13 protein-coding genes are annotated in these 13,619 nt (G+C 39.0%); 7 read left to right on the top strand and 6 right to left on the bottom strand.

The window, feature by feature from the left end:
- Positions 1-52: 52 nt before the first annotated feature.
- The 4 genes from hisB to hisG all read right to left on the bottom strand — a co-directional run bounded on the left by hisB (position 53) and on the right by hisG (position 4,470).
- On the bottom strand, positions 53-1,195 hold the full coding sequence (hisB, locus tag J4N24_RS07255) for a bifunctional histidinol-phosphatase/imidazoleglycerol-phosphate dehydratase HisB (protein WP_207533010.1): 1,143 nt from the start codon (positions 1,193-1,195) through the stop codon (positions 53-55).
- Between the two features lies 1 nt (position 1,196).
- Positions 1,197-2,249 carry a histidinol-phosphate transaminase gene (hisC, locus tag J4N24_RS07260; RefSeq protein WP_207533011.1) on the bottom strand — a complete coding sequence of 351 codons (1,053 nt, stop codon included), beginning with the start codon at positions 2,247-2,249 and terminating at the stop codon, positions 1,197-1,199.
- Positions 2,250-2,259: 10 nt separating this feature from the next.
- Entirely contained in the window at positions 2,260-3,555 is a 1,296-nt protein-coding gene (hisD, locus tag J4N24_RS07265) for a histidinol dehydrogenase (RefSeq protein WP_207533012.1), read from the bottom strand.
- Between the two features lie 63 nt (positions 3,556-3,618).
- Complete coding sequence (gene hisG / locus J4N24_RS07270) at positions 3,619-4,470, bottom strand: ATP phosphoribosyltransferase (RefSeq protein ID WP_207533013.1); 852 nt, start codon at positions 4,468-4,470, stop codon at positions 3,619-3,621.
- A 277-nt stretch (positions 4,471-4,747) separates the two neighbouring features.
- Between hisG and J4N24_RS07275 the strand changes: the two genes are divergently transcribed.
- The 3 genes from J4N24_RS07275 (at position 4,748) to gldC (ending at position 6,844) form a co-directional block, all read left to right on the top strand.
- Positions 4,748-6,133 (top strand): DEAD/DEAH box helicase, encoded by a 1,386-nt coding sequence (locus J4N24_RS07275; RefSeq protein WP_207533014.1) that lies wholly within the window; start codon positions 4,748-4,750, stop codon positions 6,131-6,133.
- A 5-nt stretch (positions 6,134-6,138) separates the two neighbouring features.
- A complete protein-coding gene (locus J4N24_RS07280; protein ID WP_207533015.1) occupies positions 6,139-6,390 on the top strand; it encodes a hypothetical protein in 252 nt (83 codons plus the stop codon).
- Between the two features lie 118 nt (positions 6,391-6,508).
- Positions 6,509-6,844, top strand: a complete 336-nt coding sequence (gene gldC / locus J4N24_RS07285; protein ID WP_207533016.1) for a gliding motility protein GldC — start codon at positions 6,509-6,511, stop codon at positions 6,842-6,844.
- A 52-nt stretch (positions 6,845-6,896) separates the two neighbouring features.
- On the opposite strand, the gene J4N24_RS07290 is transcribed toward gldC, so the two are convergent.
- Complete coding sequence (locus J4N24_RS07290; RefSeq protein WP_207533017.1) at positions 6,897-7,409, bottom strand: DUF4142 domain-containing protein; 513 nt, start codon at positions 7,407-7,409, stop codon at positions 6,897-6,899.
- Between the two features lie 162 nt (positions 7,410-7,571).
- On the opposite strand from J4N24_RS07290, the gene J4N24_RS07295 reads away from it, so the two are divergent.
- The 4 genes from J4N24_RS07295 to J4N24_RS07310 all read left to right on the top strand — a co-directional run bounded on the left by J4N24_RS07295 (position 7,572) and on the right by J4N24_RS07310 (position 11,742).
- Positions 7,572-8,231 (top strand): heme exporter protein CcmB, encoded by a 660-nt coding sequence (locus J4N24_RS07295; protein WP_207533018.1) that lies wholly within the window; start codon positions 7,572-7,574, stop codon positions 8,229-8,231.
- Positions 8,232-8,523: 292 nt separating this feature from the next.
- The gene (locus J4N24_RS07300; protein WP_207533019.1) at positions 8,524-10,179 is read left to right on the top strand and encodes a L,D-transpeptidase family protein; all 1,656 of its coding nucleotides are present in this window, start codon (positions 8,524-8,526) and stop codon (positions 10,177-10,179) included.
- A gap of 56 nt (positions 10,180-10,235) precedes the next feature.
- Positions 10,236-10,961 (top strand): FRG domain-containing protein, encoded by a 726-nt coding sequence (locus J4N24_RS07305; protein ID WP_207533020.1) that lies wholly within the window; start codon positions 10,236-10,238, stop codon positions 10,959-10,961.
- Positions 10,962-11,019: 58 nt separating this feature from the next.
- On the top strand, positions 11,020-11,742 hold the full coding sequence (locus tag J4N24_RS07310) for a phosphatase PAP2 family protein (protein WP_207533021.1): 723 nt from the start codon (positions 11,020-11,022) through the stop codon (positions 11,740-11,742).
- A 44-nt stretch (positions 11,743-11,786) separates the two neighbouring features.
- On the opposite strand, the gene J4N24_RS07315 is transcribed toward J4N24_RS07310, so the two are convergent.
- Positions 11,787-13,577, bottom strand: coding sequence for a hypothetical protein (locus J4N24_RS07315; RefSeq protein ID WP_207533022.1), 1,791 nt, complete (start codon positions 13,575-13,577; stop codon positions 11,787-11,789).
- Positions 13,578-13,619 lie beyond the last annotated feature (42 nt).

Below are 13,619 nucleotides of genomic sequence, written 5' to 3' on the forward strand. Positions count from 1 at the left end.
ATGTGCAACTCACATCCCTGTCAGTTGGTCCTTTGAATAGTAATGAATAAGACTATAACAGTCCCTTTGTACTTGGAAGCTGCATGTTATTTACATCACGCTTTACAGCAACCTTAATTGCCTTTGCAAAGGCTTTAAAGATCGCTTCAATTTTATGATGTTCATTCTGACCTTCCGCTTTAATGTTTAGATTACTTCGTGAAGCATCACTGAACGATTTGAAGAAATGAAAAAACATTTCAGTAGGCATTTCTCCTATTTTCTCTCTTTTAAATTCTGCATCCCAGACAATCCAGTTCCGTCCGCCAAAATCTATTGCTACCTGGGCTAAACAATCATCCATTGGAAGACAAAATCCATAACGTTCTATACCTCGTTTATCACCCAGGGCTTTTGCCAAAGCTTCTCCTAACGCAATACCAGTGTCCTCAATGGTATGATGTTCGTCTATGTGCAAGTCGCCTTTGGCTTCAATTTCAAGATCAATACTTCCATGACGAGCTATCTGGTCCAGCATATGATCGAAGAAATGCAGACCTGTAGAAATCTTTGCATCACCCTTACCATCCAAATTCAACTTGATATAGATATCAGTCTCCTTTGTCGTTCTACGATGTTCAATTTCTCTTTTACCGACCTTTAAAAACTCGTAAACATCTTTCCAGAGGGTAGTATCAAGGCTTATAAATGGCTTAAGTTCTGTTGCCTGCTCTCTTATCTCATCAGAACCCAACTCTGGGTTTTGTTTGAGCCAGATTGCTTTACACCCCAGATTCTTTGCAAGCACAACATCTGTAATACGGTCACCAATTACAAAGGAATTAGCAAGATCATACTTATCACGATCAAAATAATGCGTTAAAAGGGCTGTGCCTGGTTTACGGGTAGGTTTATTCTCATGAGCAAATGTCTTATCGATTATAACCTCCTTAAAATAAACCCCTTCAGCTTCAAACGAGTCGATGATAAAATTGTGTACCGGCCAGAAGTTTTCTTCGGGGTGAGAGTCTGTTCCCAAGCCATCCTGATTGGTAACCATGACCAAATCAAAATCCAACTCCTCGGCAATCTTCGTCATGTACTTGAATGCTGACGGATAAAATTTCAATTTCTCAAAGGAATCTACCTGGTAGTCTGCAGGTTCTAGACAGAGAGTTCCGTCACGGTCGATAAAAAGTACTTTACGAGCGCTCATATTATGAGTGAAATGTTTTTAAAGTTTCAACGAGGGTTTCATTTTCGGCTTGAGTTCCAATGGTGATCCTCAAACTTCCTTCACAAAGCTCTACTTTGGAACGGTCACGAACTATAATTCCTTTACTGACAAGGTAGTTATAGATGCCTTTTGCATCAGTAGTTTTGACAAGGATGAAATTGGCGTCTGAAGGGAAAACTTTTAATATAAATGGTAATTTAAGTAATTCTGATACAAGCTTTTCCCGCTCCTTGATCGTGTCTTTTATCCAATTATTAACCTGCTCTACATTCTGTAAGGCTTCTAGAGCAATAAGCTGTGAGGCCTCATTAATATTATAGGGAGGTTTCACCTTATTGAATACCTCTATGATTTCCTCACTGGCGAAGGCCATACCTACACGCAAAGCAGCCAGGCCCCAAGCTTTTGAGAGGGTCTGAAGAACAACAAGGTTACTGTATTCAGTAAGCTCCTGAATAAAAGTTTTTTGACGGGAATAGTTAATATAAGCCTCGTCGATCACCACGATACCTTTAAAATTAACCAGTATTGTTTCTATATCCTCGCGGTTGATAGAGTTCGCTGTAGGATTGTTAGGGGAGCAAATGAAGATCAGTTTGGTTTGTTCGTCTATTGCCTCAGCTATACCTTCCAAATTAAGTTGATAATCAGGCGTCAATGGTACCTTTTTAATCGCAACATCATTGATATTGGCCGATACCTCGTACATTCCGTAGGTAGGAGGGACGGTAATCACATTATCAACTCCTGGCCGACAAAAAGCTCTAAATAAAATATCAATTGCCTCATCACTGCCATTACCAAGGAAGATATTTTGAGGGGGTACCCCTTTTATCTCACTGATTCGTTTTTTAACCTTCCATTGAAGAGGATCTGGATACCTGTTATATTGATCCTTGATTGGAGAGCCATAGCTGTTCTCGTTAGCATCAAGAAAAACAGAAGCTTCGCCTTTAAATTCATCCCGGGCAGAGGAATAGGGCACTAAGTTTTTTATATTATCTCTTAAAAGAGCATTTAAATTAAATTCCATTGTGTTAAATTTAGCTGAGTCCCAACTTTCTAACTGTTACAGCGTTCTTATGGGCTTGTAGTCCCTCTAATTCCGCAAGCACTTCCACAGCCGTTCCTATGTTCTGGATCCCCTGAGGGGTAATGTGCTGAAAGGTGACTTTCTTAACAAAAGAGTCTACTGACACACCTGAATAAGAGCGTGCATAGGCACTAGTGGGAAGGGTGTGATTTGTACCGGACGCATAATCTCCGGCACTTTCAGGGGTAAGATTGCCTAAGAAAACGGAGCCTGCATTACTGATCTGATCTGTAATGGATGCCCACCGTTCTGTTGCCAGAATTAAGTGTTCGGGAGCATACAAGTTACTGAAGTCCATAGCCGCTTCCAGACTGTCGGCTAGTACTGCATAGGAGTTCTCTATTGCTTTTGCTGCAATTTCTTTTCTGGGCAAAACCTGTAGCTGAGCTTCCAATTCCTTAATTGTTTCTGATATTACAACAGAAGAGGTTGAAACGAGTACGGCCTGAGAATCGACTCCATGCTCTGCCTGAGCCAGAAGATCAGCGGCAACATAAATTGGATTTGAGGTTTCATCTGCTATTACCAGTACTTCTGATGGTCCTGCTGGCATATCTATTGCAGTCTGGGTTGTTGACTGTATTATAGTTTTCGCCTTCGTTACATATTGATTACCAGGACCGAAGATCTTATCTACTTTAGGGATAGTTTCTGTACCGTAAGCCATGGCTGCAACAGCCTGAGCTCCACCAGCAAGGTATATCCTGGTAATCCCAAGCAATTTGGCAACATAAGCAACGTAGCAATTTATAGAGCCGTCTTTTTGAGGAGGGGAGCATACTACAACTTCTTTGCAACCAGCGATCTTTGCAGGAATTCCAAGCATTAAAAACGTACTCGGGAGAACGGCTGTACCACCGGGAATATACAGACCAACTTTTTCGATGGGTCTTAACTCTCGCCAGCAAGTTACCCCAGGCATTGTTTCAACCTTCTCTTCCTGCTTAAGTTGCGACTGATGAAACTTATAGATATTCTGATAAGCTGTTTCTATGGCAACTCTCTGTTCTTCTGCAATTGTAGCGGCTATAAGTTCGATTTGCTCCTTATCCAAAAAAAGGGATTTCAGTATTACTCTATCAAAAGCCTCTGCGAAGCCGAATAATGCCTGGTCTCCTTTTAGTCTTACGTCTGAGATAATTGATTCGACCCGTTCCCCTATTACGTTGCTTTCATCTGCATTTCTTGAGACAAGTTCTTCTATTGCAGCTGTGCCTAGTTCGTTGTACTTATAAGTCTTAAGCATCTTTATACCTCACACCTCCTTGATGGAGGAGTTTTTGAATGTATGAGCTACCTTACGCAGCCTTTAAATGATTATCTTTTCAATTGGCATTACCACAATTCCCTGGGCTCCTGCCGCTTTTAACTGGCTGATCTTTCCCCAGAAATCTTTTTCAGGAATTACAGTATGCACTGCCACCCAGCCCTCTTCAGCCAGGGGAACGACCGTTGGACTTTTAATACCAGGCAGAAGAGCCTTTATCTCATCTAAACGGGATTTTTCAACATTAAGAACAACATATTTAGTTTCTTTAGCTCTTAGAACAGACTGAATTCTCTGAATAAGCTCAACTATTAGCGGGTCACTTTCTTCACCTTTACGCCCAATCAACACAGCTTCTGAATGCAACACATCCCCGAATGGCTTCAATCCATTGCTCTTTAAAGTTCCGCCGGTAGAAACCAGGTCACAAATAGCATCACTTAAACCCAGACCCGGAGAAATTTCAACAGAACCAGAGATAGTACGTATTTCAGACTGGATATTATTATCTGCTAAAAACTTCTTAAGTATAGAAGGATATGAAGTAGCAATCGCTTTTCCGTTCAGGTCAGCAAGGGTTTGATAGTTTGCCTGATTGGGAACTGCAAGCTTTAAAGAACACTTCCCAAATCCAAGTCGTTGTAAGTAGGCTACCTCAACTTCGGTTTCACAAATTACATTTTCGCCAACAATACCCAGATCAGCAATTCCGTCCTGAACGTATTCAGGGATGTCATCGTCGCGAAGGAATAGGATCTCTAGAGGAAAATTGGATACTGGGGAAATTAAAGAGCTTTTATAATTTTCGAAATTTAAACCGCAGTTTTTAAGAAGCTCAACAGATTTTTCGTTTAACCTACCCGACTTCTGGATAGCAATTTTGAGTGTTTTCAATGTTTAAAATTTTATAATCAGTTCAACAAAAATATTCGGGGTAAACATGCTTCACGTAGAAACATACAAATTCTATCTATCGCCTACTGGCGATGATGGAAATGCATGCTATGTGTGAATTCGTGTTTCATTTTGTTGATATCCTGATTAACAGGGAGCCGCAAATATATATAAAAATCAAAATTAAAAAGCCAAAATTCGAAAAAGCCATACAAGCTCACATTCATTGGTGCATTCTTTAAATTTATCCTTAAATAAATAGCCCTATCTTTGCGGCATGGCGCAAACTTTTGAAGATTTTAAATTAAACCGGCAAATACTTAATGCAATTGATGATGCTGGATATACCCAACCAACGCCAATTCAGGAAAAGGCAATAGGACCAATTTTATCCGGTCAGGATATTATGGGAGTTGCTCAGACTGGAACAGGTAAAACGGCTGCTTATGTTTTACCGATGCTAATGAAATTAAAGTATGCTCAGGGGGTTGATCCAAGGGCTCTAATCCTTGCTCCTACAAGAGAGCTTGCCATGCAAATTGAGGAAAATATTAAAATCTTCGCGAAATATACAGACCTGAGAACGGTAGTACTATATGGAGGATTGGGACCTAAAACTCAAATAGCGGAGTTAGAGAAGGGATGCGATATTATAGTAGCTAGTCCGGGTAGGTTCTTAGACCTTTACCTGGCTGGAAATATAAATACAAAATATCTTCAGTTCCTTGTGATGGATGAAGCTGATAAAATGATGGATATGGGATTTATTGGTTCAATCCATCGGATATTGGAGGTTGTACCACGCAAACGACAGAATTTATTATTCTCGGCAACCATGGGGGATCTGGTACATAAAATTGCTGGAGACTTTTTAAAATTTCCAACGGTTATTGAGGTTGCGCCCCAGGCAACACCAGCTCAAACTGTAACGCAAATCCTCTATAACGTCCCTAATCTTAAAACCAAACTGAATTTGCTCCAGCATCTACTAAAAAATGACGAGGAGTTCCACAGACTTATCATTTTCTGCAAGACAAAAAATGTTGCAGATAACATCTTCAGTTATTGTGAACGTCGTTATGGGACTAGTAGTGTGAGAGTAATTCACGCAAATAAAGGCCAAAATACCCGTATAAATTCGATTAATGCCTTTAAAGAAGGGGAGGTTCGGATACTGGTTGCTACAGATGTTGCAGCGCGGGGTTTAGATGTAACCAATGTGAGTCACGTTATTAATTTTGATGTTCCTATTGTTATTGAGGACTACGTGCACCGGATTGGAAGAACGGGTAGAGCTTATAATACTGGGACGGCGATAACATTCTGCAACCCAGCTGAAACCTATTTTATCAAGAAAATTGAGAAGCTTATCAGACAGGATATTCCAATTGAAGAAATTCCGGAGGGAGTATTTATTGAGGAAACTCCCTATAATGAACGTCAGGAGATTGCGAAAGAAATAGATATTCAAAAAAGAAAAGAAAATCCTGAATTTAAGGGTGCTTTCCACGACAAGAAAGCATCAAATACGAAGGATACTAAGAAAACTAAACCAGGGAAACAGGCTAAAGAATCTAAGGAGAGCTTTAAGGAGAGAACTGCTGCTGCGAAAAAAGCTCTTAGTAAGGGATCTTTTCAGGGGAATAAACGGGGCAAAAGGTAAGTTTAATGAAAGTAACGCCCTTCAACCTCATATTTGCAGTATTGCTGGGATATTTTGCAGTTAACTTATTGGGTATTAGGCAAACAACCGCGGGAAGCTCGCCTTCTAACTTTAGCTTCTGGCATCTTGGATGGTTAGTAATCATTATAGTTTCTGATATTATTTTCCGGGCTTTAATCGCAGACATAAAAAGGCTTTGGTTAATAGAATCCCTCTTGGTGGTAATTATTGCGGGGATAGTTCATCTTATCCTATAATCACAGGAACATCATTATTCAATTAATCATTTTGATTGTAGATAAAGCTTTTAACATCTTTGCGGCCAATAGAATAATGGTGCAGCCACCAACTAGATCAAAGTAATCAATTCAAATAATGAAGAAAGCAGAAATAAAACTTACGATAGAACTGGATGATAACAACGTCCCTGAAAACATAACATGGGAATCAACTGACGGTGAAAACAAAGAGGCTCTTCCAGTTAAGTCGATGATGTTAGCTCTGTGGGATCATAATTATAAAAATTCCTTACGTATTGATCTCTGGACGAAAGATATGCCTGTGGATGAAATGAAGCGGTTTTTTTATGAGACCCTGCAAACTATGGGGGATAGCTTTTTAAGAGCAACAGGAGAGAAGAACATTGTGGAGGATTTACGCGATTACTGCGCACACTTTGCTGAAAAAATGGAAATAACCCAACAGGGCTAAGTAGAAAGCGGGGATATTGCTTATCCCCGCTAATCAATCATCTGCAAAACAACTAGGGTGTAACAGTGGCTTTCAATGTTGTAGCGTGCTCCAAATGCATCTTCAGGATTGGGAGTTTATCTTGAGCGAACTTCTTAATCTCAGGATCGTCCAGGTCGTCCGCTGCTTCATCAAAGAGGTTCACCGTTCTTTGATGAGAGTCTACCATCATTTGTGCATATGCCCGATCGAAATCAGCACCAGAACGAGCATTGAGATCGTTGTACATGGCCATATGCTCGTCGTTCATATTGGTAGGTACAGCTATACCGTTCTGATCTGCAACGGTTTTAAGTTCTGCGGTTGCCGTGGTATGATCTGAGACCATCATACTGCCATAATTTTTAACTTCAGTTCTTACTCCCTTAGAAATAGCAAGTTTACCTGATTCTATTTCAAAAATATTGCTACTGGCTGCCTTCGAAATGAATTCCGTTTCATCCCCCTCATCAATGTCGTCTTTGTCACATGATTGCAGTGTACATGCACCAATTAAAATTAGTCCGATAATTCTCAATGTTTTCATAATGTAGATATTAAATTTGCTGTTACTTTGCTGGTGAACAATACCAGATGAGAGGGGTTCTTTAAAAATGCAAATGGCGTATTTGACCCCCTATTAATAAAATTATGCAAGTGAACCCCCTTTGTTAAGTTAATCTTCCTAAAAACTATCTTTGCATCTCTGATGAGCACATTTTCGCAAGTTAAATTTTTGGTTAAGAAAGAAATACTGCTGGAGTGGCGGTCTAAATATGCTATTAATGGAATTTTACTCTACCTGGTATCAACCATTTTTGTATGTTTCTTGTCTTTTAAAAAGGTTGACCCTATAACATGGAATGCCTTATTTTGGATTATTATGCTGTTTGCTTCCGTTAATGCAATAGCAAAAAGCTTTCTACAGGAGAACAAGGGCAGGCAATTGTATTATTACAGTATTACCAGTGCAAAAGCAATAATCCTTTCTAAGATTATTTACAATGTCTTGCTCATGTTAATACTATCGGCTATAGCTATAGCTTTCTATTCTATAGTCTTTAAAAATCAAATAGGGGACGTAGTATTCTACCTTTTGTCTGTTTTTATCGGTAGCATCAGTTTTGCCTCTGTTTTTACCATGATCTCAGGCATTGCAGCAAAAGCTAATAATAGTGGTGCTTTAATGGCGATTTTAAGTTTTCCTGTAATTATTCCATTGCTAATGCTTCTGATTAAATTTTCAAAGAATGCTATGGACGGCTTGCAGCGAGATGTTAGCCTGGATGAACTTGGAGTACTTATAGCTATCAATATTGTTGTTATTACAGCTTCGCTAATTCTGTTTCCATTTCTCTGGAAAGAATAACAGTTAGGAATAGTAGAAATTATACATAAGATAAAGACTAAGGGCAGCAAGCAGTAGAACCAAAAGAGAATCTCTTAAACCTTTTCGCATACTGTTGAGTTCAGGATTGCCTTTCATGACCGTTTTATTTTTAAAACAATTTCAAACGCGTTTGGTTTTCGCCCAGAGGTCTGAAAGTTTGTTCATTTTTCTAGACATTCCAGGCTTAGAGTTAGTGTTTAAAAGCTAATATGGCCATAATTAGCGTGTGGATTGATTTTTGATTTTAATAATTACACTTAGATATGGACCTATGAGAAGAAATACTCACCCTTTTAATGTACTTTATTATTCTTTCTTAACTTCCTGCATCATTTCCTTATCTCTTTCTGGTTGTGGAAAAACGGCTAAGATAGGAGCGCAACCTCTGGTAGACAGCGTATATATTACCAGTTTTATGCAATCTCAACCTGCCTTCAAGGATGAACTGGTGTTCGCCAAAAACTTCTATCGGGAAAGAGGTTTTAAATTAGGTTGGTTTAAAAATCACGAGGTTGTTCCTCAGGCTGAAAAAATGCTTTCGGTAATAGCGAAAGCTAACGAAGAGGGACTTGATCCGAAAGATTACCAGATCATCAATTTCGATGAGAAATTCAAAGCACTTAAAGAGGCAAGAAAAGATACAACTAAGGTTAAGGAACTAGAAAAAGAAATAGACCTGGGCTTATCAGCGACCTATTTCAATTGGGCATCAGATTATTACAGAGGCCTGGTTATTCCAAAGAAAAACCCTGAAACGGAGTGGGATGTTAAGCGCAACAAGATAAAACTTCACAAAGCTTTGATGACTATACTGGGTGAACGTGAAAGTAAATATCCTTATGCTGATTTTAGTCCTTTACATCCGCAATATACGAATTTGAAGAAAGCCTTGGCCCGCTACCGGGATGTTCAGGCAAAAGGAGGCTGGCCAAATATTCCTGCAGGATCAAAAGTAAAGCTAGGGGAGCCGTCACCTGTTGTACCTATGCTCCGTAAACGACTGGCCGACTTTGTTGACAATGCAGACAGCGTTAATGCAAATAGTGATGTTTTTGATGCCAATCTTTCAGAAGCGTTAAAAAAATTCCAGGGATACAACAACTTAAAGCCCGATGGCGGCTTGGGTCCTGCAACCATAGCTAAACTTAATATTCCTGTCCAGGATCAAATTAAACAGATCATTATTAACATGGAGCGTTGGAGGTGGATACCAAAAAGCTTTGAGCAGGACTATATTATTGTGAATATACCTGAATACAAGCTACGTGTCTATGAAAAAGCCCGGCAGGTTATGGATATGAAAGTTATTGTAGGAAAAACTTTGCACGAGACGCCAATTTTTAGTGATAAAATGGAGTATGTCGTAATATCTCCCTACTGGAATATTCCATCAAATATATTAAAGAACGAAATAGCTCCAAAAGCAATGGCTGACCCGGGTTTCTTAGACCGTATGGACATGGAGGTAGTTACATCTAAAGGAGTTAAAGTTGATGCTTCTTCAATCGACTGGTCAATGGCAGGGGAGCCTGGATTCAAATATATAGTTAGAAGAAGACCTGGCCCTAAAAATGATCTTGGAGAAGTAAAGTTCATTTTCCCTAACGAAAATGATATCTATTTGCACGATACGCCGCACGATGAATTGTTTAGCCAGACAAAAAGAGGCTTCAGTCACGGTTGTGTAAGGGTAGAAAGACCCCTTGACCTTGCAGCATATTTGCTGAAAAATTCAGGATACGACCGTTCACGTATCATGCAACAGATTAGCACAAGGAAGGAAAAATTTGTATCACTAAAACAGAAACTTCCTGTCTACCTTGTTTATTTTACTGCTGCTGCGGATGAAAATGGCAGAGTTAGTTTTTATGAGGATATTTATAACCACGATAAAAAATTAATGTCGATGTATTTTAGTAAGCTATAATTAATAAACAGGTAGTTATCTCACAAACATCTTAAAAAAACTTTCCTTATTAAAAAATGATAGGTGAAGAAGAAATAGAAAATGTGACCGAATACCTAAATGTTATTAAAGCTTATAAAATAAAGGCGAATGCCGAGGGAAATGTTGAAGACTTTGTATTTAGGGGTCAGACTGGAGACCTTCCCCTGATCCCTAAAATAGGACGGTTAAGTCCCTTTGGAGATCTTCTTCATACAGAGCGTCTTCTGCTGGAAGAGTTTAAACGAACTAACCCTCTCTTAATTGAAGCTCACCGACCGTATGACGACTGGGACTACCTAACGTTGGGGCAACACTTTGGGCTTCCCACACGGTTGTTAGATTGGTCGCATAATGCCCTCACTGCTTTGTGGTTTGCTACTAACGAACATTTGCAGCGGAATTCTTCAGATTATGCTATTGTTTGGGTATTAATGGCCCAAAGCGATGATTACGAATTTAAAATAGAAGGTAATCACCCGTTTCTGATTGAGAAGACCAGGATTTTCAGGCCAAGGATTATAAAGCAGCGAATCAACAACCAATCGGGGGTATTTTCTATACAGCCATCTAATGAGATTGAGAATAAATGTGAATTAGATAAAACAGATAACTTTTCGAATAAGTTACTTAAGCTTAAAATACCCGTATCCAGTTTTAAGGAAATCAAAGACGATCTTAACACACTAGGGATTAATGCATTTACTATTTTCCCGGAATTGGAGGGGCTTTGTGCATATTTACAGTGGCGATATTTCCAGTGATTGGGTTTGGGGCGATAGATAAACGGCTGGAAAACAATATTTATAAAATTTAAGAGACTTGAACATTCCGCTTAAGAAAGTTTTCCGGAGATTGGCTGCTTCTGTTATGTTATTTACCGCAGAAGCTATTCTGGCAGCCTTACTCTTTATATCCTTAGTATTAACATTCCTGGCAATTGCCCATTACGTTCTATCCAATAACAAGAATAGTTTTGATGCAGCTGCTTTTGAATTTGTCCAAACCTATGTGAGCAATTCAACAACTAAAGTAATGCTCTTTTTTACGACACTGGGAAACTATCAATTCTTAGTATTAGCAAATGTCTTGCTTACACTATATTTTTTGGTCATCAAGCGGCATAAATGGTACTCCATCAAAATAGCAAGTATTGCCCTAAGTAGCGTTACTGTAATGTCTTTAATGAAGCTATGGTTTAACAGATCTCGTCCTTTAATGCCCTTACTTGAACCAGCGCGAGGTTTAAGTTTTCCAAGCGGGCATGCGATGAGTAGTGTTACCTTCTTTGGACTAATTATTTATTATGTATATAAAAATGTAAAAAGCAGAGTTTTAAAGATTATTCTAATAGCTATTTTGGTTTTATTGATCCTGGTGATAGGAGTTAGCAGAGTTTACCTGCGGGTACATTATGCCAGCGATGTTCTTGCTGGATTTTTCGCCGGGGCAATCTGGTTGATGATCTCTATTTGGATACTTAAGAAAATTGAGCTTTACAGTAAGAGAGAGCTAAACGATGTAGTTGAAAAAGTTGAGGTATAAATAAGAATACCGGTATAACAATAACCGGTATTCTTATTCTGTAATTACACTTCGGCCGATTGGCTGATATTGAGTGCTTCTAATTGATTTTGAAAGGTGCTCAATTCAATATCCATCTGATACTTATCTGCAAAAGGTATCTGTGGAAGCAGACTCCTATAATACGCTATGCCTCTCAATAATTCTGATCTGAAATTTTCCAGTTGTTTAAGCTTCTTATCGTTTAGATTACCTTCATTATTTTCAATATCTTTTTTAAGATAGTCTACATATAAGTGTAATTCCTTAATGAATAAGTTTGGCCTCTTAATATCTTTTAACAAATCAGTTCGACCATAAATGTGTCCAACTAACTCATTTAATGTATAGATATCATTAAAATAAGCGGTGTTTGGTCCAGGGCATATCGCTACAGCCCTGTTTTCTCTGGGCTTAAGCATATCATTTTTTAATATGGCTGATGTACACAAGCCCACACACAGACACAATTTCTCCGTGATATTATTGAATCTCCGCTTATATTCATTCTCTGGCAAGTCTAACTTATCAAGCTCCTCAAGTTTCAATTTCTGGTATTCCCTTGACGCTGTACAGATAGGATCACTGGTAAATTCAGTATTAGAAACAAGGAACTTTTTTGTACAAGGGCTGCCGGGTCTCCCTTTAGCTATTCGTTCAAGACGAAGTGCCTCTGCTGTACTTTTACTAAAGTTATTAAAAGGTACACCTAGGGGAGAGGCTGCACTAATGTAAAAATCTCTTTCTACAGCATTTTTTAGAAGATCCAACGTATCCCTATCCACATTTGTTACTTCAGGTACCAATAAGAAGGGACTTCCCCATCCAGTTCCATCCAGCTTATAATAGTCTCGCAAAAATTCATCTTCCGCTTTCGTTCCAATGCCACCCTGGACAGTGAAGCGAGTGGAAGGTTGCCGTGGTTCGCTTCCAGTTTTGGCTACAATTGCATTTTTGTAAATTCCATAAAGATCCTCTAACATTGAAGGTCTCTTTTCCTTGAATTCCTCCAAAATAGGTCCGAGTAAATAACCTTCCGTAGCGAACGCATGACCGCCACAGTTCAGGCCTGATTCAATCCTGAATTCATGGACCCACAGACCTTTTTTTGCAAGGAATTTCGCTTGTATTAAAGCAGACCGAAAATCGCTTACCTTAAGAATTACCTTCTTTTTCGCTTGCTTGTCCGCACTTGGAAAGAAGTCCTCGAATTCACTTAAATAGGTGTATAACTTAGGATTCATACCTGCAGACAGCACTACTGATGTGTTAAGTTCACTTTCAGCAAAACCACGTAATGCCGCCAGAGCATCAGTGAACTTATCTCCTAAAGGGAACCCATCTTTTCCGAGATTCACTTTATCAACTTTAACCATGATATTGACCTCTGCATCACCTTTCTTTATAAAAGTTCTCAAAAGATTTTGAAGTTCCTCTTTCTTTTGAGGGTCTGTTTCAAACTGCATTTCCTTGTAAACTTGTTGCTCCTGGCAAGACTCCGGAAGAAGCTCAAAGTATCGGCAGATATCAGATCCTTCTACGAAAGGCTCTTGCTTCAACTCCGAATGTTGACTTTCGATAAGCATATTCACGAGGTTGAGGTATGCTTTCACTCGCTTTGCACGGTGATCCATCTCTACTTTTCTGATTGGATGATAGTCGATATTATTTTGTTTCGAATGAAATTCTCTCATTCGTTCAATCATCTCATCATCTACGATAGATGCAACTGAAGAAATTCCATACCTCGCTACCTTTAGCGGTGTGTCTACGGAAAATCCTAATCCTAAAACGGGAATATGAAAGCTATGACCCATAACCAAGTCGTTAAGTTTTTGTATTAAATATTTTGCTAATTA

Source organism: Desertivirga arenae (assembly GCF_017355785.1).
In the GTDB taxonomy this organism is placed as follows: Bacteria; Bacteroidota; Bacteroidia; order Sphingobacteriales; family Sphingobacteriaceae; genus Desertivirga; species Desertivirga arenae.